The organism is Metabacillus fastidiosus NBRC 101226 (genome assembly GCF_001591625.1).
GTDB lineage: Bacteria > Bacillota > Bacilli > Bacillales > Bacillaceae > Metabacillus > Metabacillus fastidiosus.
In genome coordinates, this window is sequence record NZ_BCVG01000008.1 from 36,438 (window position 1) to 62,380 (window position 25,943).

The window sequence follows — 25,943 nt, forward strand, 5'->3', positions numbered from 1 at the left end:
GATGAATGATCCATTTTCTAACCTGAAGAATTCGATGAAAAAATCAATTTTTAAGGATTTTTCTTTTTCAAATGAAAGAAAAAGTGCCGTGAAAGAAGTCATTCGTATGAATCAATCTCAACAACAATTTCATTCTTGGGAGATAAAAACTATTATAGCCATATTAGAGTGTATTCAGTATGAATCAAAGGACGGCTACAATATTTCTATCCAACTTTTTCAAAAAAATGAACTTACTTTCCAAGAAAATGAAGGCCAACTTTATATACTTCTGCATCTACTAGAAAATAAAGAAATTCTTACATCAAATTGGTTAAATAAAAAGAAGTATTATTCCTTAAATTCCAAAGGAAAAAAATACTTAGCTACTTATAAACAAGACTCAAAACAAGATCTATCCCTTAAACACTTAATAGAGGAGGCGTCCTTATGAGTTCTCCCAAATTTGAAGAATTTCTAAGTAAAGTAACTTCCAAAGTGAAATACAAGGAAGCCCGTAATATGATAAAAAAGGAGCTTACTAATCATCTGCAAGAGTTAAGCCAATCTTACAAAAATAGAGGATTTTCTAAAGAGGATGCAGACGAAAAGACAATTCAAGAAATGGGAAATCCATTTACTATTGGAGAGAATTTAAATGCACTTCATAAGCCAAAAATGGATTGGGTTCTTATTGTTATATTTATTATTATTGCTGGTATTAGTTTTCTTCCGTTAGTTGGCGGAGTTCCTGAGATTTCATTATCAAGTACCTATTTTGTGGGGCAGCAGGCTATCTGGTACACCATTGCTGTTCCTGTAATCCTTGGATTCCTGTTCTTTGATTACCAAAAATTAAAGAACTGGTGGATGTACTTTTATGCTGGCGGTCTGTTGGTCCATTTATATCTACATCTATTTGGAAATACAACTAGTGGAGCGAAAAAGTGGATTTCTCTGTCAGGTCTAACGGTCGATGGAACCATGATCAGCTTATTTTTATTTTTTATTGCTTGGGCTGGTATTTTTAACAAAATTAATGAGTTTCAGAGTTGGAAAAAACAAGGTCTCCTTTTTGTTTTATTTTGGACTCCCATCTTGTTCTACATGATGGTGCCCAACTTAATGAATAGTATCATTTACTTTTTCTGTTTGCTTGGGATGTTTGCTTGTGCTCGAGTACATCAGAAGTTAGATATCAATCTTATCGTAACCAATATAGTAGCTGGGATCCTTTTCATAATTATTTTCATTATGACCTCGCACCAAAGCTATTTGTTTACTAGATTATTTACTGTTATAAACCCAGATGCCGATCCAAATGGAGCCGGATATCTTTATATTGCAGTGAGGAATGTCCTTACAGAAGCAGGCTGGTTCGGTAACGGACTTTACAACGATTTAAATTTTCAATTGCTACCAGAAACGCATACAGATTTTGCTTTCCCCTTCCTCGTTTATTCTCTTGGTTGGGCATTCGGAATAGTCCTTTGTTTTATCCTGCTGATATTTGTTTCAAGAATCTCAAAAAATGCTTTTAAAACAAAGGACCTTTATGGGAGATTGATAGTAATCGGTGGTGCTGCATTATTTGCCGTTCCTACTACCTGGAACATCTTGATGGGCTTGGGAATCGTGCCGATAATGGAAGTTTCCCTACCGTTTATTAGTTATGGAGGAAGTGGGATTCTCTTTTACGCTGCTGTTTTGGGACTAATTTTGAATGTTTATCGAAGAAAAGATATGGTAGAACCCACGATAGTAGATTTTAAGTAACGTACATTAGCAATAATGTTTATAAAGGATATGTATTAAGTAAAATCAATAGATTTGCAACAGTACTAATAATTTTTGATATTCCATTAAAGGGCGCTTTAATGGAACAATGAAAAGCCTAATTTCTCAGCATAAAAATGAGAAATTAGGCTTTTTAATATTGAAATTTCCTTAATGTTGTAAATTCGTATTTTCCTTGTTTATTAGTGTAGTTACTTAGAAGAAGTGCTGCTACGTTTCGCTTGCTGTTCTTTGATGAGAAGGAAGAATGGGGATTGCGTCAAGGCTTAAGAAGGCAGTTTCTCGCTTTTATTTTCGTTTCTGTGCTGCTTTTATTAGGTTTAATACTACTGATATATGAAGGCTCTAGTCACTTGTCGATCTGGTCTTTTTTTACTTTGTAATATGTCATTTATGTTAACTAGAGGAATCTAAAACACTGATTGTGAGATTTTAAAGTGATATTGAACTGAAGGACAGATTAGTAAAAGAAAGATATAACTACAAATAGGGGGGAATACAGTATGGAATTCAAATTATGGAACAGTACTATTATGCTGCCGTCTTTACATATTACGATTATTGCCATAATTAAGCATGAAATCTTGTGATGGATAGTTCGCGCTCGCATTTTGTCTTTTGTAATTTTTTCCTGAAGGAAACGACGAACAAGAGTCTTACTAATGTCATTTAGTGCAAGTGAACAATCATGTTTCACTCTAAAAAGTCTTTAAACAATTTAAGATCATATGAATAGCCATTAAGAGTGTGTTGTGAATAGTTTTTTTGATTTCTAAGTAAAGTAAAAATTCATCTATTGCATTGCATGTTGCAATAACATATAAAGCACCTCCAGTAATAATAAACAAAACGTTATAACTAGTTGAAAAAAACAATAATTATTGTTCAAAGATTGATAATTCGTTTAACGAAAAAATTATGATGTACCAGGAGGAATAAGTGCATAACAATTGATATTATGGGGACTTAAGGGGATAAAGATTAACTTTTCATATTTTAAAAAAAATCTAGTTTACATAATATATATTCTACGAAGTTATAATAATAATCAAAAACTCTGTCTCAAATGATAAGTATACTTAAGATAGTGAGACAGAATTAAAAAAATATCAATAATATTATAAATTAATTAATCTGTTTTTCCGTGCTTTAATTTAGCCAAGCTAATTAAATAAATTAAATTCAAATTTTGATAAAATCAATTTAGTAATTATTCATATATATAAATTCAAAATTATTTCTTTTTGTTATTGTTTGATTTATAAATTGTTTTAACTATTGTTTACAAGCTCTTCTGTAAATTAGATTTTATTAATTCATCACTTTCTGTTGATACTCCCTATATTCACTTTATTACTTTGTTATGTAAACTGAATAATAATTAAAGCTCTTCCTTCCGCTTCTCCTTTTGTTTCCTTAATCATAACTGGAATATTTCTTCATACTTAATGATCCTACTTCTTTAGATTCACTTTTTTACCTTTCATTCCATAAAGCTTATTAACTTAATCACCTTATCTCTAAGATTCCCAGAGCATGTTATTAAGCTGCCTTTTAGTAAATTTACTGTTGAACGACCATTAGGCTTTCTCCAAAATTAATGTTGTTTATCAAATGTTTAAGTTAATCCGCTATTCCATTATGTAATTTGTAAATATTCATAAATTTCAATAGGCCTACGTCTGTATTTATTTGTAAAAAGATTACTTAAACATTAATAAGCGAAAAATCTAGTTTATGTAAAATTAGATAAAAATTCCAGTTGGTTTAATGTTTCTCCATTAAGATGATTTTATAATATTGAAAGGAGAAAACAAATAAATGGAGATAAAAAAGCAAAGGATACATGCCATTGATGGGATTAGAGGATTAAGTCTTTTAGGTATACTGCTTGCGAATTTACTTATCTTTCAATATGGAGGCGTTGGAAAAGATGAGATACAATTATTTTCTTTAAGCGATATAGATTATGGTTTTTACTATTTTACAAAGATCGCAATTGAAGGCAGTTTTGTGCCGATCTTTGCTTTTTTATTCGGCTACTCAGCGATAAAAATGAAGGAAAGCTTACAGAATAAAGGTTTAAAGGCAAAGAAATTTTTTATTAGAAGGTATATTATGCTCATCATCCTTGGCATTTTGCACCTATCTTTTCTATGGGAAGGTGATATTTTACTTTTATATGGTATCATTGGCTTTTTCTTATTATTCTTTCTCAATAGGAAAACAAAAACAATCTTAATTTGGGCAAGTATTCTTTTATTTTTTACAGCGATAGTATTAAGTTTCCTATTAATACCTGATGCATCTAATGTTGCAGAAGAAGAAAAAATAATCTCATTTGTTAAAACGGCAACTGACATTTATACTAATGGAACATATGAAGAAATGATGAACCAGCGTGGAAAAAATCCAATGGATATTCCCATCTATATTTCCATTTTACTGATGTTTTTATCTCCACTTTTTGTAGGTCCTTTATTTTTGTTCGGAATGTATGCTGCCAAAATAAAAATGTTTACTAAGCCCCTTTTAGAAAAAAAGAAATATCTGCTTGGTACACTGCTTATTCTAGTTGGACTATTAATGAAAGCCTCCTTTTATATCGGATCCGTCAATGCTGTAACAGGAATATTAGCTCCCATTGGTGCTTACGTATTAGCATTTGGCTATATATCCGCTTTTGCTCTTATGTACACTCGAGCAAAAGAATCTATTATTTTAAAAGGATTTGAAAGTGTCGGAAGGCTGTCCTTAACAAATTATCTGCTTCAATCAGTTGTTTTTACAACAATCTTTTATAGCTATGGTTTAGGCTATTTCGGTAAACTCGGTGCAACAATAGGATTCATACTTGGTGTCTCCTTTTATATTTTGCAAATGGCTGGAAGCTATTTATATTTAAAAACAGCAAAAATCGGCCCGGTTGAAATGCTGTTGAGAATGTGGACGAATTTCTCTTTTGATGGAAAGATTAAAGAACAAACTGTAAACAACAGAGATGTTTCAATCTGATAGTTGTTGTAATATGGCTTAATATTTTAATTTGAGTTAAACAAAAGAGCTCGTATTCATCCGGATAGATAAATACGAGCTCTTTATTAACTATATTTATTAATTATATTAACTAATGTTTGAGACAGAGCAGGAATATCATGTGAATTAAACGTAAATCTTACAAGAGTTTCATCTCTTTCCAATGCTTCCGCTAAAAAACCTCTCAATCCAAGTGCTTTTCTATCAATCTCTAAAATCACTTCTACTTGATGTTCTGAAGTGAAGAATATGACTTCCAGTTCATCTAAACGCCCTTTAAATAATCCGCTTGTTGGTTTAAATTCAAATTCTTGTACGAATGGGTATTTTCTACGTAACGCTCTCGATGCTTCTTCGCACTTTACTTCACGAAGACTGAAACCTAAACTATTAACTGTTTGTAAAAAGGATTCAACAAGCGGGTGAGGCTGAACTTCGATATAATCTCTATCCTGTGGATCAATCGCCATTTTGATATCCAGTCCTGTTTGTATCCATACCTTTGTTTTTCCTTTAGTAATAGGTACATCAAAAGGTAAGGGAATATGAAAAGGAATTCTTTTTACTTCATTAGGAGAAACGATAAGTGAATCAACCAATTTGTATTTCTCCAACAATGCTGTTTCATTTACTTTGTTATCATCTACTTCCCGAATATAAGTACTCATTAAAGATAAGTAAATTTCATCTATTTGTTGTTCTGTTTTACCACCTTCAATTACTATTACACCTTCCATCGTTTCTCCAGCAGTATAGACTGTTTTAGAAAGTTGAGTATCAACCTTTGCTGAACCAATTCCTATAGAACTCAATATTTTTTTTAACATTTTTTACACGCCTCTTTTCATTTTCTCATAGCAAAATTATTTCCTAACATTATTATAAATTAATTTAATTAATCTATTTTATCTATTTTCTTTCTTTTGCAGAGCTGATTATCTATACCTCCAAATAATAAATGAGTTTTATTTTATTACGTCTTCTTATTAATATATTAATATGCTTAAATATAGCGAAAATGCGAAAAATCACGGGTTATTACTTTTTATATATTATATTAATATATTTTAAAATTATTTAGATTTAAGTTTCTTTTAAATTCTTCAATAAATATTATTAAAGGGGAATCAATATTGACACGAAACCAAAAGGTGTTATATTATCAAAAAGCGAAACCAAATGGTTTTATTTTATGATTTTAAAAAAGGAGAAGATAATTTGGAAACATTACAAGATATTAAGCAAACAATTACTTTTGAAGCTCCTATTCAAAAAGTATGGAATACAGTATCAACATCGGAAGGTATTGCATTATGGTTCATGCCAAACGACTTTGAACCTAAAGTAGGACATGAATTTCATATTCAATCTCCATTTGGTCCATCACCCTGTAAAGTATTAGAGATTAATGAACCGAATAAAATTTCCTTTTCATGGGACACAGATGGATGGGTCGTTACATTTCTTTTAAAAGAGCTGGGTGAAAAGACGGAGTTTACACTTATACATAGTGGATGGAAATCTCCTGATACTGTTCTTCCAAAACCGAATGAAAAAAGCTCTGTTATTCGTGACAGAATGAACAATGGTTGGATCGGAATTGTAAATGAACGACTTCGAAAGGTTGTTGAAGGGTAAATGGCAGCAGCAAAGTATGATGTATTTCAAGCTATTGCTGATCCTACTAGGAGAGCAGTGCTTCAATTACTTGCTAATAAGGAATTACCTATCTCAGAAATTACATCTCATTTTTCCATTAGTCGGACAGCCGTTGCCAAACATCTTCATATACTTTCAGAAGCAAAATTAGTAAGTGGAAAGAAAGTAGGTAGAGAAAAAATCTATCAGTTGCAGCCAGAACCCTTAACAGAAGTCCAACAATGGCTTTCTTATTATGAACAATTTTGGAATAATAAATTGTCAATTCTTAAACATGTTGTTGAAAACGATAATGAAAATAGCTTAAAAATTATTAAAAGAGACCATGAATGAGATTATGTACAGCAAATTCGAGAGCCGATAATAAATTTTTCGGCTGTTGAAGAACAAAGCGATGCTTTTACTAAAGCATCGCTTCCATTTAATAAAACTTCCTTTTCTTATGAATAAACTTTTTTGTACTGTTTATTATTTAATCGTCTTTCTTACCATGTTTGTTTTCTTTCTCTTTATCTTTCTTGTTTTTCTTCTGTTTTTGTTCTTTCTTTTCATGTTTTTTTCTATCATCATTTTTAGAATGGTTTTCTTTATGATTTGATTTATCATCTTTCTTCCATTCATCATCGCTTGTCTTCTCTTTGTTTTTCTGCATTTCTTTTTGTTTCTTTATATTTTCTTTTTTCTTTTCTATTCCTAATTCCTTCTTATATTTACCTCCCAGTAATGAGAGATCAAAGGTTTTTGAAGATATATTATTGTCTGCTTTAGATAAAATTTCTTTGAAAATAACAGTGGCCGTTCCGCTGCTGGAAGAAGTAAGGTAATGGTTTTGATCAGTTTTATCGTATCCTAACCAAACGGCTCCTACAATTTGAGGAGTATATCCTACAAACCAATGATCTTTTGCTCCATTTTCAGTAGTAAAGGGAAGCTGTGTCGTTCCGGTTTTACCAGCTATGTCTCTATCTTCCATATTAGCTTTTACCCCTGTTCCTTCTTCTACAACACCTTTTAGCATAAAAGTCATTTTTTGAGCAACTAATGTGTCCATTACTTGAGTTTCTTTTTTATTCCACTTTCCAATTGTCTCTCCATTAATATCCTCGATTTGATCAATTGCATGCGCTTCTACCATCATCCCGTTGTTAGGAAATGCTGAAAACGCCTGAGCCATTCGTAATGGAGAAGTTCCTTCGTTCATTCCTCCTAAAGCTAAACCGGGAATATAATCTTTTTCATCTAATTGTATTCCAAACCGCTCAACTGTTTTACCTCCATACTCTATTCCTATATTTTGTAATAACCAGACTGCCGGAATATTATAAGAATGAATGACTGCATCATACATAGAGACTTGTCCATGAAATGTTTTATCATAATTTTGAGGCTCGTATCCATTTATATTAAGAGGAGTATCTTCTAATGTATCAAAGATATCGTAACCTTGTTCTAAAGCAGGGGTATACACTGACAAAGGTTTCATAATTGACCCTGGCTGTCTTTTCAATTGTGTAGCACGATTAAATTGGCGATATGTATGCTCTCCTCTACCGCCAATAAGGGCACTGATTCCTCCTGTAGATGGATTAATAAAGATTGCACTGCTTTGAAGAAGCTGATCTGGTTGGCTATTTGGAAATACGTGATCATCTTTATATACCTCTTCAACAGCATTCTGTATCCCAGGATTTAGTTCTGTATAAATTTGAAGTCCGCCAGAAAGGATTTCATTTGGTGTAAGATGATATTTGTTAATAGCCTCATCGACTATATGGTCTACATAATGAGGATATTTTCCTTTATAATCTTCATTCTCCATTTCTTTTAATACAATCTTTTGCTCCCTTGCCTTTTCAAGTTCTTTTTGATTGATATATCCTTCCTTCTTCATCAATGACAATACAATATTTCTCCGCTCTATTGCCTTATCAAAATTCTTATAAGGCGACAAGACAGACGGTGCTTTGATCAAACCAGCCAGTATAGCAGACTCACTTAATGTTAATTGGCTTACATCTTTTCCAAAGTAAGCATGAGCTGCTCGCTGAATTCCCCATGCCCCTTCTCCAAAATAGATATGATTTAGATACTGCTCCATGATCTCATCTTTTGAATAAGTACGTTCAATTTTTTTAGTTAGTACTACCTCTTTCAATTTTCTTGTATATGTACGTTCTTGTGAGAGAAAGACGTTTTTTACTAACTGTTGTGTTATTGTACTTCCTCCTGCTACAATTTCCCCTTTTGTCATATTCATGATCATCGCTCGACCAATGCCTATATAATTAATCCCGCTATGTTTATAAAAGCGCTGGTCCTCTGTTGAAATAACAGCATATATCATATGTTTGGGAATTTGTTTTATACTCACTCCCTCGATATTCGAAGCAGAAATCTTACTTGCTACGTCCCCATTTTGATCGTAAATAATAGTTGGCTGCGGAACAGGATCTTCTAACTTACTTACATCGCTCGTCCAAATAATGATATTAAGAACGAATAAAATACATAAAGTAAATGCCAGCATTATTGATACTATCTTTAATAGGAGGCTTTTAGAGAACCACCAACTCCATGTTTTTCTTAATAACTTTTGCTGTTGCTTTCTTTCTATTCTTCCCATGCTCAGCTACTCCTTAATTTAATTCCTTGTTAATAAAGCTCCCTTTAAAGAATAAAAGGAAGTATTTAACTCCCTCCCATAAAAACAATGATTCTCTTATTTTATTAAGATTTTCATCGATTTTTCCTTATGTTAATATTCACATTTAGTAATATTCGAAATGTGAATATTGTTTAAGAGGGTTGGAGCAACATGCTTATTAGCTTAAGCGGGTGGTCCCATAAAAAACTCTGCAAAAATTGCTATAAAACAAAAACCCGTACTAATACTATTCGCAACAATTGTAATTATGGAGAGATAAGCAGTAATTTTATAAATCAAATTATACAACAGTAGAAATGTTAAGAAGTGAATAATAAAAGACCTCAAAAAGAGGCCTGTTTACTTTAAGAATATTGATGCGACTACAAAACCTATTATGATTACAAGGATAAGTATTCCGGTGCCTTTCCAACCTAAACTGGATACTAAATCAGCGAGATTTCCAGTTTCCGTCCTATTAAACGCATCATTCATATTTCCGGTTGGATTTCTCTTTAATTCTTCTTGTCTTAATCTTTCTCTTTTTCTTGCAGGAGTTTCTTTATCTTTATTCAATATAACACCCCCATTTTCTATCATTCTAACATATATCGTTTAATCCTCTTCCAATGAATCTATCTTTAAGGAATATCTCTGCTTCTTGCATCATACATCTAGTCAAAGTTGATTTTGAATTTTTCAGCTAGTACAAAGAACGCATTTAGAATGCTTTTCGTTGGTAAATAATAATGGTAATCCCCCAAGAAATAGCATAGACTATCACGATAACAAGTGTCGCTCCTGTATATAAAGCCGGGACGGATAAATTAACAATAAAATCAGTTATTGCTGTTAAATGTTCAGCTATAAACGATGCAATAGGCCGTGCTATCCATGTTAAAAGAGCAAAGCTAATGAGAACAACTGTTGTAATATAGCCTGGTTTAAATATATAAAATAATGGGAAGGTAAATGCAGCAAATAATAAGAATAAGCTACTGCCAATCGCAATATCAGTCATCGTAAACGGTTTATTGAAAGCAAATAATGCTAGACTTGTCACCCCAATTGCTAAAACCATATAAACAATAGCGCCAAGATAGCGTGATGCGATAATTTCCGTACGTGTATAAGGTAAGGAATTTAATAATATATTTGTCTCTGCTTTTTCATCGTAAGCATATGTGTTAAAGGGAATAAAAATACTGGCAACGAGAAAAGTCAAAGCTGGATATACGTCTATAATGATAAAGAATAAAATAAAAGGAATAAAGATTAATAGCTGTCTTTTTTGTAGTATGACATCACGTCTGATTAAATTAAGCATGTTGTATTCCTCCTTTCAAGTAATACATGATATCTTCCAGAGAGGCACGTTCAATGACAACTGTGTCTCCGAAAGTATTTTTCACTGCTTTAATATTATCCGTTAATGCTTCAAATCCTGTTGATGCACGATGAACATGAATAAATGCCTTTTCAGTGTCTCTATCCAGAAGTTCCAATCCTCCTTTAACGAGCGCATAGTTTTCAGCTACGTCATGAATGGACTGATTAAATACTAAATCACCTCTCTGTATTAAAGCTATATAATCTGCGATACGATCTAAATCAGTTGTAATATGCGTAGAGAAGAAAATGGTACGATTACCATCAATCATTAATTCCTGTAAAAGATCCAATAACTCTCGTCTAAAAATAGGGTCTAAGCCTGCTGTTGGTTCGTCCATAATGATCAGCTCTGCATGATGTGATAGTGCTACCGCCAATGATGCCTTCATTTGCATCCCTTTTGAAAAAGTTTTCATTGCTTTATTAAGCGGTAATTCGAATTTTTCAACATATTGATAAAATAGTGTATCATTCCATTGTTTGTAAGCTGGTGCTACAATGCGTTTTATATCCTTTAAGTTCAGTCCTTCAAAAAATACATTGCCATCGTATACAAACCCAATGCGCTCCTTGATCGCCTTCTCATGCGTCTTATAGTCCAACCCGAAAATCTTAACTTCTCCGGCATCTGGTTTTAATAGATTCATCATCATTTTTATCGTTGTCGACTTACCAGCCCCATTTGCTCCAATGAATCCCGTTACAAAGCCTTGTTTCACTTGTAAATCAATATTTTTAACGGAAAAATCTTTGAATTTCTTCGTTACATTTTTTAATTCAACCACATTCTCCATTCATCTCACTCCTCATATAAAATCTTTAATAATTGCTGCAGCTCATCAAGTGACAGGCCAACTTCTCTGCTATTCGTTATGACCGCACTCAGCTGCTCCTCAATGACCTTCAGTTTCTTCTCTCTTATAACCTCTAAATTTTGCTCTGCCACAAAAGACCCTTTTCCGACAATGGAGTAGATAAATCCCGCCTTCTCCAATTCCTCATAGGCACGTTTCGTCGTTATAACACTAATTTGTAAATCCTTTGCGAGCTTACGCATGGAAGGTATTGCTGTCCCCTCCTGTAATTCCCCTGCTAAAATAGACGATTTAATTTGATTCGTAATTTGTTCATAAATAGGTTCCTTTGAACTATTGGAAATAATTATTTGCATGCCAATCCCTCTTCTTTATTTTTTTGGAAACATACTTGAAATAATGTCCTGTACTACTGGAATCAGTGTAACAGTAAAGTGAATTGTCATGACCATGTAAAAAAACGGAAAGAAATAAGGTCAATTGAACAATTAAAAAATACCAATGGTGATCATCCAGTGTTTTGCTAGATTAATATTATGTGTTTTTTTCTGTGCCCGTCATTTGAACACTGCTCCTCTCATGTTTCATCATTTTGAGTATTTACTAAATTCAACTCCGAGTGTAGTCGTTGTTCCCCTTTCATTAATTGTCATTGAAGAACGATCTACATATAATTAACTACACTTTTTATATAATGTATATATACTATATTAACATTATATACATCTGTGAAACATCATGCAACCGTTTTATTTGAAATGAAAGGAAATTACATATACCTATCCAAAAAGCTATCTAAAAGATACTGTATTACTCATATCTAACTATTTGATCAAATTAGCACCATCAGCTTTCATAAATAAACAAACAGAAAGAGCATGTTTTGATAAAAGATTGATCAAAACATGCTCTTATTAGACTTGAAAGGTTATAAAATATTTGATTACTTTTGAAATTCTAGTTTAACTAACATTGTTGTTTTTAAATTCAATTTGATTAGAAGAACCCGCTTATATCCCTAAGTTTATTGCTTCACATCTAAAAGTAATTTTATCTCTTTTATTTGCTCTATATGTCGCTGTTCATGTAAATATATCTGTTCAATCCATTGGTCAAGAGGTAATTCACCTAAAGCAGGATGCTTCATTGATTTTTCCTTCAATATGGCTTTATCTTCTATAGTACTAAGAAAAGTAATCAATTTTTTTCTCGAATCGTTTAACAAATCAATTATTTGCGGTACTTCAAATGATTTTACATCTGGTTCAACGATTTTTGGAGCTTTAATCTTTTTCGTTCTATCCAATAATATAAAGTGAACATTTTTCCGTTCTTTTTGAGTATGATCATTCTCTTTTAATCCCCATGCTATAGCCTTTATAGATGCCTCTTCCACTAAAACTAAGTGATGGCAAACTTGTGCTATACTCCACATATTCATATCAGGCTTACTATTAAATTGAGCATTACTTAATAAATCAATTTCCTCTACTAGGTTCTTTCTCGTTTCATACAGATTGTCATTTATTAATTTATTCATAAGATTTCTCCCTTCACGAGAAAATGCGTACTTAGATTCCTATTCTGCTTTCATTCATATTATTAGATAAATATATCTAAGGCAGAAAACATCGCAACATTTTTATACCTATATGGAATCATTTAAAATACCATTTCTTATTTCATAATGCATGCTTTTTATAGTATGCCGGCTTTAGTTCAGCAATTAAGATTGCCGTCATAATTAATACAGCTCCCATAATCATGCGGCCTGTCAGCATTTCATGTAACAATAAAACCGATAACAGCATACAAAAAAATGATTCTGTTGATAAAATAATAGCTGCCTTTGTAGCGGTTGTGTATTGATGTGCGATATTTTGCAAAAGATAGGCGATTGTTGTTGAAAAGACTGCTAAATATACAATCGAATACACCGCTTCTTTTTCTATCGTTGTCGGTATATCCCCTTGAGTGAACATCACGACTACACTAATGAGAGCTGCGGTTATGAATTGTACAATTGTGAGTGAAATCGCATCTTCCTTTTGAATAAAACGATTTGTATAAAAAATATCAAAAGCAAAGCCAACTGCACAAGCAAGGGATAATAGATCCCCTATGTTGATCGTCATAGAACCTTGCAATGATAAAAAGCCGATACCTATGATCGCTATACCTGAGCCGAATATTTCATATCGATCAATTTTACGCTTGTAAATGAGATAAGCAATGAGTGGTACAATGACAACATTGACTGCTGTTAAAAATGCGTTTTTAGATGGTGTTGTATAGTGTAACCCGACCGTTTGCAAAGCAAAGGCGATATATAAAATAGTTCCTAAGACAGCGCCTTTCCACACGACAGTTTTTGTGAATTTTTTAAATTTGTAGCCAAATAGAATTGTAAGTATAAGTGCAGCTAAAACAAATCTTCCTGCCATCACTTGATAAGCGGTTAAATAGTCTAATGCAATGGCAGTCACAACAAATCCGCTACCCCAAATAATCGCTGTAGTGAGCAGCATTCCGTCACCTATGTATTGTTTCATCTCTTTCTCCTCCTGACTAAACAATAATAGCACGAGAAGAAATACAGCAAGCTTATTTTTGTACTAATTTCACATCAGGTCAAATTCTGTTCCTTTAGGATATAAAGCAATATATTCTTCTTCAGGGTTCGAGTAACCGATTTTTAATCCTTCAAGAAGGTCGTTACTCTTTAGTTCTTCTATAATCGTTGTTACAGCCTTCTCTATATCTACAACATAGTTGAAAATATTAGCTGTTCCACTGCCAATATCTCCGCCATCGCAAAAACCATTACCTGTCCATCCTAAACATTCATTCATTAAGTCTTCCACATGATGTCTCTTTTCAAGTACCGCTTCCATGTCTTTTTCTTCATAGCTATATTGAACAACTAATTCAATTAGTTCATCTTCATCAACATAATTATAACCTTCATTAGTTTTTTCCTCGGCTAATGTATCCATCACTTTTTCCGCTCTTTGAAATAAGCTCAGCTTTTTTTCTTCCGTTTCTCCGGTATTTCCAACAGGGCCATAGTGGATTATTAAAGTTTTACCATCTTGCCATACTTCCCAATATAAAACTTCATCATCCACTTGCTTTATCATCTTAATCAGAACGAACACCCCCATACTATTTTAAATAGATTATATCATTTGTCTTTAAAACATTATGTAACTATTAAAAAGAGCATATAAAATAATTTTTATATGCCAAATCTATTAAGCTTACTCTATTATAGCTGTAATAATATGTTCTTTAATCAATGTCCACCTGTCACTAGGATTCATGATGAATTCCGATGCAATGGCTATGACCAGGTCTTTTTCCGGAATACAGCAAATGACATTGCCGCCATCGCCCAGTGCCAAGTATGCAAAAATTCCGTTCTCTTCACGCAGCCACCATAAATAGCCGTAATTATTAGGGTTCATCACTGTTGATTCACGAATCCATTTGTTTGAGATAATTTGCTTATTGTCCCAAATACCTCTGTTTATATATAAAAAACCGAAACTTGCCATATCCTGTGCAGTTAATGTGAGTCCCCATCCTCCTGTAGAGTTACCGTTTGGGTCTTTCACCCACCCTTTCACATTTTCCCCGAATAAATCTTCAAATCCAAATGACTTCATTTCATGATCAGGGATTTCTTTCATACCAATAGGTTTAAATAAGTATTCGTTGGCAAGCTCACGGGCACTTTTCCCTGTACTACGAGTAATAATGGCTGAAAGCAGGTGTGCTCCCGCAGTGGAATATTTAAAAGTTCCGATACTTCCCTTTTGACCTAATATATCCAGCGTATACTTTATCCAATCAGGCTGCATGCACATTTTGTCCAGTGGTTCATGCCAGTCCTCAAATGGATAAGGAGCCGTCATAGTGAGAAGATGGCGTATCGTGATTTCTTGTTTCTGTCTATCAGCAGGGTCGGGCACATATTCGGGGAAAAAATCGAGTACTTTCTGATCTGCATTTTTAATATATCCTGCCTCTATTACAATACCGATGAGGGCTGATATGATACTTTTCGTTACAGATGTCATATGGTACGCATTATCCGCTCCATAACCGTTATAATATCTTTCATAGGCAATATATCCATTTTTCACAATAACAATGCCGTTTATATTGCTGTACTCAGATTTTATAGCAGGATCAAGCTTTGAAAGCTTCTCAGCATCCATTCCTAAAGTTTTAGGGTCTGCAACTTGCCATTCTGTAGACGGCCAGTAGTTTCTTTGCATGATAAATCCCTCTCTAAAAAACATTTTTTATTATTGCTATTTTTTCTTTACAGGAAAATACACCTCGGTCACAATATCTTCAGGAACAGCGGCTTGATTTGGGTCGGTTACATATACCTCATATGGTGATTTCACAAGCTCATATCCTTCCTTTTCTATCCATTCCATCAGCTTGGCGTATACGGATGTCAATTCCGAATACGGCCCCTTTAAAACAGATTTTGCACAAAGGCCTCCAGGCAAATCTCTTGTTCCTTTTACAGTTTCCTCTATCGGGATGGCAAACTCTGTATCATTGCCGGTCGGATTATATTCAGGACTGTGATAAATAGTTATTGGCATACCAAGCAACGTTAGTTTTTCAGTGGCAATCTTTTCATATAGCCTGCTGAAATACTTTCCATATCCTAAAGCATAGTCATCACTGCTCATCATCTGACGAGTATAAAGAATATTCATAGTTTCCGTTTCCACAAGCTGTACTTCTATATTGTCAAGGGATGACATAATGGATATGCCCTTTTCTAAATTTGAAATATCGTTGCTCATTTGTTTTAGAGTAGATTCAAAAGTATTTAGCCTTTCCTGTATTTCTTTTCTCTTCCGATTAAGAGCAGACCAAAGCTTCTCTTCTGATTGATCCTCTTCCAATTCCAGAATGGCTTTGATTTCTTCGAGAGAAAAATGATAAGATTTCAAACGATTAATAAAGATCATCTTTTTTAACTGGCTGATGGAATAATATCTATAACCGCTGTCAGGATTAATCTCTTCAGGATGAATTAATCCAATTTCATCATAATATCGAAGTGTTTTGGTAGATACTCCGCATATTTTTGAAAATTCTCCAATCGTTATCAAGAGGTCACCTCCGTTTTTATATATTAATAATCTCTTCCATTCTTTTATACACCTTCCCCTAAGGGAAAAGTCAACTGCAAAAAAACTGCCGGCACTGGGGCCGGCAGTTTTGAATATTATTGTTCTGTAAGTTCTAAAGCTTTATCAGCTTTCTTAAGATCATGAGATATTTGTTCTTTAATATCATAAGCATGATACATTTCATTATCAATCATATATTGAGCAATCTTTTCATGGGCATCAATTGCTTTATCGAGCTGTTTTTTGAGAACTTCTCTTACTTCAGGTGTCGCTGTTTCAGTAATCGCCACAGCGTAATTTCTTACACCTGCCTTTGCTGATAATAACAAATCAGTTGCGATAGCCATATCGTCCATTGTCTCCGCAAAAGCATTACTTTTTTTCGTTTTTTTCTCTTTTTTTGTTTTCTTCTCTGTTTCTGTCTTTGTTTGGGCCATAACAAATCTCCTCCTTATTTAGCATTCTTCAAAATTTCTTTTAATTCCTCAATTGCTTTTGAAGAGTTTTTTATGTCATCCTTTAATAATTTTTTCAACTCACTGTCTTTTACAAGTTCAAGCATTGCTGTACTTTTAGTCGCACAAGCAGTTTTAAATAAAAGTACCTCATGCACCTCAAGCTTTTCATGCATCGCTAATTCTTTTTTTGCCATTTTTTTCACTCCTTTTCATTAACTTCATATTGTTGGATTACCCGCAATCTATTAAATCAATCCCATTTTTTAAAATTAGTCATATTAAAATTTTGAATCTTCTAATGGGAAAATTCACTTTTTCAAGTATTCCATAAAAAATAAGGGTATAGAGGAAAGAGTCTGTACGAGGAGGGGAAAATATGAAAGCAGTTACGTTTCAAGGAGCAAAGGATATCCAAGTTAAAAATGTGGAAGATCCAAAGATCGAAAAGCCGGATGATATTATAGTCAAAATTACATCGACGGCCATTTGTGGATCAGATCTCCATATTTATGTAGGTGCTTTACCTGCCCATCCTGATTATGTTATTGGACATGAGCCAATGGGAATTGTGGAAGAGGTTGGTTCTGATGTAACGAAGGTGAAAAAGGGAGACCGTGTTGTTATTCCATTCAATATTTCTTGCGGGGAATGTTTTTTCTGCAAGCATGATATGGAAAGCCAGTGTGATGATTCTAACCCTAATCCTGCCATTGATTCGGCGGGTTACTTCGGATTTACGGAAAGGTATGGGAATTATCCTGGAGGCCAGGCGGAATATTTGCGCGTTCCATACGGAAACTTCATGCCATTTGTTATTCCAGAATCATGCGAGCTTGAAGACGAGGCTCTTTTGTTTATGTCAGATGTTCTTCCGACTGCCTATTGGAGTGTGGAAAATGCCGGTGTAAAAAATGGTGATACCGTTATTATTTTAGGATGTGGTCCAATCGGGCTAATGGTTCAGAAGTTCGCCTGGATGAAAGGTGCGAACCGGGTTATTGCGGTTGATAATCTGCCTTATCGTCTTTTAAAAGCGAAACATATGAACAATGTAGAAATCTGCAATTTTGAAGAACATGATGATACTGGAAAGTTTTTACGTGCACTGACGAACGGTGGTGCCAATATTGTCATTGACTGCGTCGGAATGGACGGTAAAAAATCGCCAATGGAAAAAGTTCAGCAAAAGCTCCATCTGCAGGGTGGAACGCTTAGTGCGATTCAGATCGCGATGGATGCAGTCAGAAAGTTTGGAACAATTCAGATGACTGGCGCATATGGCTCCCTTTACAACGCTTTCCCGCTCGGTCACATTTGGGAACGTAACCTCACACTTAAAATGGGACAGGCTCCTGTTATCCACTATATGCCTTTGCTGTTTGATAAGATTACGAATGGTGAATTTGATCCGACTGAAATTATTACACATAAAGTTCCACTTGACGATGCAGCAAAAGCATACCAAATTTTCAATAATCATGAGGATGAAGTTGTAAAAGTTGTCTTGAAACCATAAATTTATATCCTCCTCTTGCAAAAGCATGAGGAGGTTTTTAACGAAGGCACTCATTTAAAATAAAAATAATTTATAAAACTTTTCATTTGCCTAATACTAATAAATATAAAAATAATGACAAGTTTAATCCTTGAAAATTTATCAATTGGAGTTGGTAAAAGATGAACACAGGTAATTGTGATTTCTCTATAATGGAACAGCAATTTTCAGAAGAAATAAAGCAAATTACTAATAAATTACGCGAACTGAAATCATTAGGAAATGAGAAGAACTGTCTCTTAAGCAAGCTCGGAGAAATTAAGGATAAATTTTTGGAAGTCGAATCCATTGCTACTTCTTTTTATTTAAACTGTTATTTATCTGCTTTTACAGATAAATATGCAGATCTTTCTCTCTGTGTTCAAAGACTGTCTGTCCGTCAGCATGGTGCGTTGATCGCAGTCCAGCGGCGTGACTCTATTCACTCTATTATCCAAAAAGGAACAGATATAGGAGCTGCTTTAACACCTGAATTGCTGGAAGCTATCTTTTATCCCGGTAATCCTCTTCATGACGGGGCAGCGGTAGTTCATGGCAATCAAATTGTTTCAGCAGCGAATGTTCTCCCTTTAACAAATAAAGTGATAATAGGAAGAAAGCTTGGTACCCGCCACCGTGCTGCATTAGGTTTATCAGAGCAGTCTGATGCACTTGTATTAGTTGTCTCAGAAGAAACAGGCAGAGTTTCCTTCGCGCTTGACGGAAAACTTTATCCCATTGCTACCGCTCATCCTGTTTATTAAAATAAAACATGCCCAAGAAATCTAGGCATGTTTTTGATATTTTATCTTTCGTTTTTAATCATGTCTGCTAACATCCTGCTGTTCGTTAAACAGTTTAAAAATATCAGACACTTTTATCAGTGCCTGATAGTCCATTCATTATTTACTTATCATTTAAGACTTTTAGCGCAAAGTTTTTAATGCGCCGCTCCAAGCGATCACTTGATCAAGCATAGCATTAACATTGGTTAGATGAAGTTCAGCTGGTTTGAATACTGTTCCGTTTTCGAAATCTGTAAATAAGGACAATGTTGGATGTACACGAACATCAGCAATCATTAATTCTCCCATAATTCCACGTAAATGTTCAGCTGCACGAGCTCCGCCAGTTGAACCATAACTTACGATACCTGCCGCTTTGTTGTTCCATGCTTCACGAGCGAAATCAAGCGCATTTTTCAGTGCTCCTGTAATGCTGTGATTATATTCTTGGACGATGAATACAAATCCATCCAACTCAGCAAGTTTTTCATTCCAGGCAGCAATTCCTGGTTCTGTTCCATCAGTTGTTCCTAAAAACGGAAGATTATAATCAGCAATATCGACAATTTCGTAGTTAGCATCTCCACGTTTGTCAGCAATATTTTTTACCCATTCTCCTACTTGCGGGCTAACACGTCCTTCACGTGTACTGCCTAAAATGATTCCAATGTTTAATTTTTTAGTTGTCATAGTTTTTTCCTCCTTGATTTGTTTTCCAAATAATTTATTTAAAAATCCCATTTATTACACCACCATTATTTTTTACTTACTTGTTTCTTTCCGAACAATTGGAGCTATCTCCGTCGCTAGCAATTCAATGCCCTCAGCTACTTTCTTAAAAGGCAGACCGCCTATATCTATTTGAGCCATGAAACGCTGATGGCCAAAAAGCTCATATTGCCGAAGGATTTTCTCGATGATCTGCTGTGGGCTTCCCACAAATAAAGCTGTATCCTTATTTGTTAATTGTTCAAAATCTGTTCTGGATATTCTTCTTGCAGTCATCCCTCGCTGAACGTTTACATATGACCAGTAATTTGAATAATATGGATAAAATTCTTCCTTCGCTTGTTGAGTTGTCTTCGAAATGTACCCATGACCTGTTAGACATACCTTCAGATTTTCCGGATCATGCCCAGCCTCTATCCCTGTTTGGCGGTACAAATCAACTAATGGCTTAAAATGCATTGGATCGCCGCCAAGTATTACTAAAGTCATTCCAATCCCTAGCTCACCGGCACGAACTGCACTTCCAGGTGTGCCTCCAACACCGATTGAGATTGGTATTTGGTTTTGTAGAGGTCTAGGTGCAATTTCAGCATTTCTTAATGATGAGCGAAATTGACCATTCCATGTAATTCTCTCGTTTTTATTGAGTTGTAAAAATAAATCGATATGTTCTGAGAATAATGTATCATAGTCATTTATGTCGTAACCGAAAAGAGGAAAAGATTCCGCGAATGCACCACGACCTGCGATTATTTCCGCCCGTCCATCTGAAAGTAAATCCAAGGTAGCAAAGTCTTCAAACAAACGAACAGGGTCAATAGTGCTTAATACTGTTGTCGCGCTTGTCAATTTGATTTGTTTCGTTATTTGGGCGATAGCAGCTAAAACAACAGGAGGTGCGGAAGTTGCATAGTCTAAGCGGTGATGCTCACCTACACCAAAAATGTCCAGTCCAGCTTCGTCAGCAAGTTTTGCAGCTTGGATTATTTCCTTTATTCTTTGCCCGGAACTAATTGTTTTTCCGTTATGTGGATCCGGACCGATATCTCCAAGCGTATAAATGCCAATTTCTATTCCTGAATTTTTAAATTTCTCTTCTTTTCCCATAATAGTATTTCCCCCAGCAATTAGACTTGTAAGTAAATACGATTACCTGAAGGATCTGAAGTAATAAAAGAATTATTTTCTTCAGTAACAGATACTCCAATACTATTCAACTGGGTAATAATTTTATTTCTCTTTTCCTCATTTGGAAGCATTAAAGTAAATGATTCGAGCCCAACACTATTAGGAGAAGGTGCAGGTGCCCCTACACCATTCCAAGTATTTAAGCCAATATGGTGATGATATTTACTATCCGAAATGAAAAGTGCCTGAGCGCCATATCGGTTTACTACTTCAAATCCGAGTCCTTTTATATAGAATTCTTCCGTCTTCTTTAATTCGGACACATGCAAATGGATATGTCCCATAACGGTAGCAGCAGGGAGACCTTTCCACGATTGCTGTTTACCTTCAGCCAGGAGGCTTACAAAATTCAGTGGATCAACTGCCATTTCCACTTCCTCATTACCCCACTTCCATTCAGAAGGGTCACGGTCTATATAGATTTCAATTCCATTTCCATCCGGGTCAGATAAGTAAAGAGCTTCACTTACAAGATGGTCTGAAGAACCAAACCGTAAACCAATTCCGATAAAGTGCTGCACTATTTTAGCTAAATCAGAGCGTCTTGGCAGAAGAAGCGCAAAGTGATATAAGCCAGTCGTTCTCTCTTGTTTAGGAACAATATTATTCGGCTGTTGAATGGATAATAATACTGTCTTTCCATCCGCAGTCAGGCTGACGGATGTTTCAGTTTGTTCTAATACTTTAAAGCCGATTACTTTTTGATAGAATGCTAACGACCGTTCTAAATTTTGCACCTTTAAGTTAACTTGGCCTACGAATGTAACAGGTTTCTGATGAAAATTCATTTTAGTTACCTCCTTACTCAGCTTTTTTAGAACGAAACAGTACGTTATCTAAAGCTAAAAGAGATCTTTTTGTTATAGCAAGATATATTGAAATTGCCATTAATGCTAAATCAAGTTCATATCCTGCCATTTGACCATTTCCAAGGAATCCAGCAGCGAGTTTCACTTTCACAATCGCAACAGCCAGAATAATAACAAATAAAATGGAAATAACCCTTGTTCCCAATCCTAAAACAACAGCAATACCACCAATTAATTCAATTAGAGCTACCATATAGGCAGTGAAGCCTGGAAGCCCTAGACTTTCAAAAAATCCAACCGTATTTTCAATGCCACCTTGAAATTTTGATAACCCGTGCATTAAAAAAGTTATACCTAAAAATACTCTTAAAATTGTTGCAGCTACTTTATTTTTTCTTTCCATTTACGTAACACTTCCTCGTTATTTTTTACTTTTAACTAACAAATTGCTTTTTTAGAAAATTAATTAGTTAGTTACTTTATGTAAGTTAGTATATAATCACAACATAATATAGTCAAGTAAGTTTTTTATTAAAAGTAATTTAATTATTTACAATTCTGTTTATAATATAAGTAAGGAGTTGATTTAATTGGATAAGTCGATTTGTCCCAGATTTGAAAAAGCGATGGGGCTATTAGGCCAAAGATGGACAGGAATGATTATTTACCAGTTATTATTAGGTCCGCAGCGTTTTTGTACTATTGAATCTTCAGTAGGTGTAAGTGGCAGGGTACTTTCAGAAAGGTTAAAGGATTTGGAGAACAAAGGGATTGTTAAGCGAGATGTTTATCCAGAAACTCCAGTTCGAATCGAATATTCCTTGACAGATAAAGGTTTAGCATTAGAGCCTCTTATGAGAGATATAGAAAAATGGTCACAAAACTGGTTGAATGCTTAAAAACCTAAGAATTTATATTTAAAAAGGATACAACTGGGTAAGATTATTACCCAGTTGTATCCTTTCTTATCTATAATCAATATTTGTTTATAGTTAACTTCCGCTGCCTACTGTAAATCCAGCTGTTTTCCCTCTTTCAAGCGGCCCATTTCTCATAATGAAATATGATAAAATTATCATCACAATTCCTGCCACGGCTAGTATGTGAACAAACAGCAAATAATAACCAATAATAGAGTTAATGATTCCATAAAGATCACTAAATGTTATAAATGTGATCGCTAGAAGAGCAAAAACAGTTAGACCAATCATCATACGCAACGTTCCAAAATAATACCAGATCGAACTAAGGAAAAAACCGATACTGAAAAGGATAATTCCCCATAATAGATCAATCCAAGGGTAAAGATAAGCACCTGCTTCATTCGCTAAATTTCCCATATGAAATAATGTTCCCTTGCTAATTCCTTCTCTTACTAAATAATCAGTAAGAAAATAAAAGCTATTTAAGATTATGATTGCCATTATAAGAAAGAGACTAATATTTAGAAAGGAGCTTAATAAAAACTGTTTTCTCGTTCCCCCAAAAGAAATAATGTATTTGAATCCTTTCGTATAAAAAAAGAACGGATAGATTAAGGAAAAGCCGTAAAAAGGTCCAAAGCTTACTCCGACCATAAACTTATCATCTGATGGGACAAAAATTCCTAATACGATATAAAGAATGGATAAAAAACTTGTTACGCCAGCCAGAATATAAAACTGAAGACGCAAATCTTCGAACATAATACGGAATGGTCCCTTAAAAGTATTCATTTCACCTTTTCCTCCTCTTTTCTCTTTGTAATACTAATGAGATAATCCTGCAGCGAGGCTTTTTCAATTGTAATATTTGATTCTTTAGCCCTTGAAAGCCAGTCATTATTAAATGGCTCATCTAACATTACATTCAATTGATTCCTTAGTTTACGCTTTTCTAAAATGCGTCTTCCTGCAGTTAAAGATTCAATAGCAGATGCATCTCCTGTTAATAGAATGCCTTTCATTTTCAATGTTTCTGTCTCTTCATAATGAGTAATTGTCTGCCTGTCAACAATCGCTATTTTTTCACAGATCGGTTCAATTTCATCAATATGATGGGAAGATAAAATAAATAAACGCGGCTGCTCTTCATACGTATCTAATAACACATCATAAAATTGCTTTCTTCTATGAGCATCAAGTCCATTTGTCGGTTCATCCATAATCGTAATAGGTGATTTGCTTGCCAATCCGATCACAATCGTAATCATCGTCTGCATTCCCTTTGAGAAGCTTCTAATCTTCTTTTTCCTCGGTAATTCAAATAATGTGACAAGTTCATCAGCTAATGTTTGATCCCAATTTTCATTGAAATAGGAAGCGAATCGAAGAGCGTCATTCACATTCCAAAGCTCTGAAAATGGATGGTTTTCCTGCATATAGCTAATATATTTCATACCTTCACTGTTGTTATAAGGGGAAATGCCGCTTACATTCACTTGACCACCATTAGGACTCTCTTGCCCGGAAAGCAGTTTCATGAGAGTCGTTTTACCAGCCCCATTTCTCCCCCACAATCCTACAATAATAGGTTCAGTCTCTTGTAGATTTACATCTTTTAATGCAAGTGCATTTCCATATGAAAACGATAGATTACTTATATTAATCATCAGAATCCTCCTTGATAAAATGAATAATTTCTTCTTTCGTCAGATGAATCCGATTCGCTTCATCTAACATAGGCTGCACATACTGCTTATAAAAGTCTTTTTTGCGCTCAGTAAGCAATGTCTCCTTTGCATTATCTGCTACAAACATTCCAACTCCCCTTTGTTTATACACAAGCCCGGCATCAACAAGTATTGCTAATCCTTTTTGAGCAGTAGCCCGGTTAATTTGATAAAACTTCGATAACTCAGTTGTGGAAGGAATCTGTTCCCCTTCTTCTAAAAGTCCATCCACGATGTCATCAGCAATCATGTCTGCTATTTGCTGGAAAATTGGTTTCGTATCGTCAAAAGTTGATTTCACAGTTTTCTCCTTATTTTATTCATTTTCACCGAATAGTTAAATGGTTGATTACTTGTGTAATCAACCATAACATAGTAAATTTCTATTGTAAATCCCTTTAATGATTAAATATGGAAATTAAATAGCGGATTGCACCTGTATCACAATAGGCTCAATCCGCTATTTTTAATAATTATCTTTCTTAGGCTTCTTTTTACTTAGCTTTGCTGTTTACTATATTAAAGTGCTGGATAGTTTAAATGCAAAACTCCAAATTCTTTAATGTCTACTTGTTGATTAACTCCGTACCATATGAATTATCAATTGCACAAAGCCATTCACCTTGTGAATTTTTCTTGAAAACATATGTTGCTCTTCTATCCATTGAATATTCATTATCGTTTTTATCGGCTTCAAGTAATGTCTGAGAAATAACTAAAGCTGTATCTCCTGCTTCTAAAATAATCATTTCTCCTTGTGTTGGCACAAGAGTGTTATTAAAGTATTTTGAAATTGCAATAAATGCTTTTTTGATTTCTTCTTTCCCTCGTGCAATCATTCCAGGCTTTACAACTAGAATTGCATCATCAGTATAGTAATTCATCAAAGTATCAAAATCTTCTTGCTTTATTGCAAGGTCGCACTTCTTAATAAACTCTTTCAATTCGTGTTCCAAAATACCCCTCCTAAATGACACCAAATGTATTGATTAGATAAAGTTTACATTGTTGATATTTAATAAGCCATCTATTTACAAAATAAATAATTATATTTAAGAGAAAACCTGATGACTTTTTTAAAAAATATACCTATAAAAAACCCCCTTATGCTCTTCTTCTATAGATTTCTATAAGGATAAAAAAAGAACGCACTTGAAGGGAGTGCGTTCTTCTCTCGAAAGAGATCATGTCTAATAAAATAAACTTGGTCTTTACTGCTTATGTTTATTTCTTATTAATAGTTTCGTTTAGATTAGTTTTTTTATGAGCAGATTATAAAAAAAATATATATGGTAATTTTTTG

30 protein-coding genes are annotated in these 25,943 nt (G+C 34.1%); 8 read left to right on the forward strand and 22 right to left on the reverse strand.

From position 1 onward, the window contains the following. Position 1: 1 nt before the first annotated feature. Complete coding sequence (locus BFA01S_RS03775; protein WP_066225952.1) at positions 2-433, forward strand: PadR family transcriptional regulator; 432 nt, start codon at positions 2-4, stop codon at positions 431-433. After that, positions 430-1,755 carry an FtsW/RodA/SpoVE family cell cycle protein gene (locus BFA01S_RS03780; protein WP_066225955.1) on the forward strand — a complete coding sequence of 442 codons (1,326 nt, stop codon included), beginning with the start codon at positions 430-432 and terminating at the stop codon, positions 1,753-1,755. The genes BFA01S_RS03775 and BFA01S_RS03780 overlap by 4 nt, the downstream gene beginning before the upstream one ends. A 714-nt stretch (positions 1,756-2,469) precedes the next feature. Here the strand turns inward: BFA01S_RS03780 and BFA01S_RS23625 are convergent. Further along, positions 2,470-2,565, reverse strand: coding sequence for a site-specific integrase (locus BFA01S_RS23625; RefSeq protein ID WP_082799845.1), 96 nt, complete (start codon positions 2,563-2,565; stop codon positions 2,470-2,472). Between the two features lie 1,032 nt (positions 2,566-3,597). Here BFA01S_RS23625 and BFA01S_RS03785 point away from each other — a divergent pair. Further along, on the forward strand, positions 3,598-4,791 hold the full coding sequence (locus BFA01S_RS03785; RefSeq protein WP_066225957.1) for a DUF418 domain-containing protein: 1,194 nt from the start codon (positions 3,598-3,600) through the stop codon (positions 4,789-4,791). Positions 4,792-4,877: 86 nt separating this feature from the next. Here BFA01S_RS03785 and BFA01S_RS03790 read toward each other — a convergent pair whose 3' ends face one another. Then, a complete protein-coding gene (locus tag BFA01S_RS03790) occupies positions 4,878-5,639 on the reverse strand; it encodes a sporulation protein (RefSeq protein ID WP_066225958.1) in 762 nt (253 codons plus the stop codon). A 352-nt stretch (positions 5,640-5,991) separates the two neighbouring features. On the opposite strand from BFA01S_RS03790, the gene BFA01S_RS03795 reads away from it, so the two are divergent. Together BFA01S_RS03795 and BFA01S_RS03800 are read left to right on the forward strand one after the other, a co-directional pair. Further along, entirely contained in the window at positions 5,992-6,450 is a 459-nt protein-coding gene (locus BFA01S_RS03795) for an SRPBCC family protein (protein WP_066225961.1), read from the forward strand. Next, entirely contained in the window at positions 6,451-6,804 is a 354-nt protein-coding gene (locus BFA01S_RS03800; protein WP_066225964.1) for an ArsR/SmtB family transcription factor, read from the forward strand. It abuts the gene before it with no gap. A gap of 139 nt (positions 6,805-6,943) precedes the next feature. On the opposite strand, the gene BFA01S_RS03805 is transcribed toward BFA01S_RS03800, so the two are convergent. The 12 genes from BFA01S_RS03805 to BFA01S_RS03860 all read right to left on the reverse strand — a co-directional run bounded on the left by BFA01S_RS03805 (position 6,944) and on the right by BFA01S_RS03860 (position 17,139). Beyond that, positions 6,944-9,094 carry a transglycosylase domain-containing protein gene (locus BFA01S_RS03805; RefSeq protein WP_066225967.1) on the reverse strand — a complete coding sequence of 717 codons (2,151 nt, stop codon included), beginning with the start codon at positions 9,092-9,094 and terminating at the stop codon, positions 6,944-6,946. 381 nt (positions 9,095-9,475) lie between these two features. Continuing rightward, positions 9,476-9,691 (reverse strand): DUF6366 family protein, encoded by a 216-nt coding sequence (locus tag BFA01S_RS03810; RefSeq protein WP_066225969.1) that lies wholly within the window; start codon positions 9,689-9,691, stop codon positions 9,476-9,478. Positions 9,692-9,836: 145 nt separating this feature from the next. Continuing rightward, positions 9,837-10,442 (reverse strand): ABC-2 transporter permease, encoded by a 606-nt coding sequence (locus BFA01S_RS03815; protein WP_066225972.1) that lies wholly within the window; start codon positions 10,440-10,442, stop codon positions 9,837-9,839. Further along, on the reverse strand, positions 10,435-11,301 hold the full coding sequence (locus BFA01S_RS03820; protein WP_066225977.1) for an ABC transporter ATP-binding protein: 867 nt from the start codon (positions 11,299-11,301) through the stop codon (positions 10,435-10,437). Before BFA01S_RS03820 ends, BFA01S_RS03815 begins: the two co-directional genes overlap by 8 nt. A gap of 5 nt (positions 11,302-11,306) precedes the next feature. Then, on the reverse strand, positions 11,307-11,678 hold the full coding sequence (locus BFA01S_RS03825) for a GntR family transcriptional regulator (RefSeq protein WP_066225979.1): 372 nt from the start codon (positions 11,676-11,678) through the stop codon (positions 11,307-11,309). A 668-nt stretch (positions 11,679-12,346) separates the two neighbouring features. Further along, positions 12,347-12,862, reverse strand: a complete 516-nt coding sequence (locus BFA01S_RS03830; RefSeq protein WP_066225982.1) for a DinB family protein — start codon at positions 12,860-12,862, stop codon at positions 12,347-12,349. Positions 12,863-13,004: 142 nt separating this feature from the next. Continuing rightward, positions 13,005-13,874 carry a DMT family transporter gene (locus BFA01S_RS03835; RefSeq protein ID WP_066225985.1) on the reverse strand — a complete coding sequence of 290 codons (870 nt, stop codon included), beginning with the start codon at positions 13,872-13,874 and terminating at the stop codon, positions 13,005-13,007. Positions 13,875-13,943: 69 nt separating this feature from the next. Next, positions 13,944-14,471 (reverse strand): WGR domain-containing protein, encoded by a 528-nt coding sequence (locus tag BFA01S_RS03840; RefSeq protein WP_066226100.1) that lies wholly within the window; start codon positions 14,469-14,471, stop codon positions 13,944-13,946. Between the two features lie 111 nt (positions 14,472-14,582). Further along, complete coding sequence (locus tag BFA01S_RS03845; protein ID WP_066225988.1) at positions 14,583-15,605, reverse strand: serine hydrolase domain-containing protein; 1,023 nt, start codon at positions 15,603-15,605, stop codon at positions 14,583-14,585. A gap of 36 nt (positions 15,606-15,641) precedes the next feature. After that, on the reverse strand, positions 15,642-16,466 hold the full coding sequence (locus BFA01S_RS03850; RefSeq protein ID WP_066225991.1) for a MerR family transcriptional regulator: 825 nt from the start codon (positions 16,464-16,466) through the stop codon (positions 15,642-15,644). A gap of 116 nt (positions 16,467-16,582) precedes the next feature. Next, entirely contained in the window at positions 16,583-16,843 is a 261-nt protein-coding gene (locus BFA01S_RS03855) for a spore coat protein (RefSeq protein WP_066226103.1), read from the reverse strand. A gap of 95 nt (positions 16,844-16,938) precedes the next feature. Next, complete coding sequence (locus tag BFA01S_RS03860; protein ID WP_066225993.1) at positions 16,939-17,139, reverse strand: spore coat protein; 201 nt, start codon at positions 17,137-17,139, stop codon at positions 16,939-16,941. Positions 17,140-17,321: 182 nt separating this feature from the next. Here BFA01S_RS03860 and BFA01S_RS03865 point away from each other — a divergent pair, with 182 nt between their 5' ends. Together BFA01S_RS03865 and cdaS are read left to right on the forward strand one after the other, a co-directional pair. Beyond that, positions 17,322-18,461, forward strand: coding sequence for a zinc-dependent alcohol dehydrogenase (locus tag BFA01S_RS03865; RefSeq protein WP_066225994.1), 1,140 nt, complete (start codon positions 17,322-17,324; stop codon positions 18,459-18,461). Between the two features lie 161 nt (positions 18,462-18,622). Then, positions 18,623-19,243, forward strand: a complete 621-nt coding sequence (gene cdaS, locus BFA01S_RS03870; protein ID WP_066225997.1) for a sporulation-specific diadenylate cyclase CdaS — start codon at positions 18,623-18,625, stop codon at positions 19,241-19,243. A gap of 162 nt (positions 19,244-19,405) precedes the next feature. Here cdaS and BFA01S_RS03875 read toward each other — a convergent pair whose 3' ends face one another. Genes BFA01S_RS03875 through BFA01S_RS03890 form a run of 4 tightly spaced genes read right to left on the reverse strand, consistent with a single transcriptional unit; the run spans position 19,406 to position 22,393 of the window. Then, complete coding sequence (locus BFA01S_RS03875; RefSeq protein ID WP_066225999.1) at positions 19,406-20,005, reverse strand: NADPH-dependent FMN reductase; 600 nt, start codon at positions 20,003-20,005, stop codon at positions 19,406-19,408. Positions 20,006-20,026: 21 nt separating this feature from the next. Beyond that, entirely contained in the window at positions 20,027-21,100 is a 1,074-nt protein-coding gene (locus BFA01S_RS03880; RefSeq protein ID WP_066226002.1) for an LLM class flavin-dependent oxidoreductase, read from the reverse strand. Between the two features lie 20 nt (positions 21,101-21,120). Then, on the reverse strand, positions 21,121-21,969 hold the full coding sequence (locus BFA01S_RS03885; protein WP_066226005.1) for a VOC family protein: 849 nt from the start codon (positions 21,967-21,969) through the stop codon (positions 21,121-21,123). Positions 21,970-21,982: 13 nt separating this feature from the next. Further along, entirely contained in the window at positions 21,983-22,393 is a 411-nt protein-coding gene (locus BFA01S_RS03890) for a DoxX family protein (protein WP_066226008.1), read from the reverse strand. A gap of 187 nt (positions 22,394-22,580) precedes the next feature. Between BFA01S_RS03890 and BFA01S_RS03895 the strand changes: the two genes are divergently transcribed. Next, positions 22,581-22,889 carry a winged helix-turn-helix transcriptional regulator gene (locus tag BFA01S_RS03895; protein WP_066226010.1) on the forward strand — a complete coding sequence of 103 codons (309 nt, stop codon included), beginning with the start codon at positions 22,581-22,583 and terminating at the stop codon, positions 22,887-22,889. 93 nt (positions 22,890-22,982) lie between these two features. Here BFA01S_RS03895 and BFA01S_RS03900 read toward each other — a convergent pair whose 3' ends face one another. From BFA01S_RS03900 to BFA01S_RS03915, 4 genes are all read right to left on the reverse strand, one after another. Further along, a complete protein-coding gene (locus BFA01S_RS03900; RefSeq protein WP_066226014.1) occupies positions 22,983-23,705 on the reverse strand; it encodes a hypothetical protein in 723 nt (240 codons plus the stop codon). Further along, positions 23,702-24,580: an ATP-binding cassette domain-containing protein gene (locus BFA01S_RS03905; protein ID WP_066226017.1), complete on the reverse strand. Its 879-nt coding sequence runs from the start codon at positions 24,578-24,580 to the stop codon at positions 23,702-23,704. The genes BFA01S_RS03900 and BFA01S_RS03905 overlap by 4 nt, the downstream gene beginning before the upstream one ends. Next, a complete protein-coding gene (locus BFA01S_RS03910; RefSeq protein ID WP_066226020.1) occupies positions 24,573-24,941 on the reverse strand; it encodes a GntR family transcriptional regulator in 369 nt (122 codons plus the stop codon). The genes BFA01S_RS03905 and BFA01S_RS03910 overlap by 8 nt, the downstream gene beginning before the upstream one ends. 265 nt (positions 24,942-25,206) lie before the next feature. Further along, entirely contained in the window at positions 25,207-25,596 is a 390-nt protein-coding gene (locus tag BFA01S_RS03915) for a YybH family protein (protein ID WP_066226023.1), read from the reverse strand. Positions 25,597-25,943 lie beyond the last annotated feature (347 nt).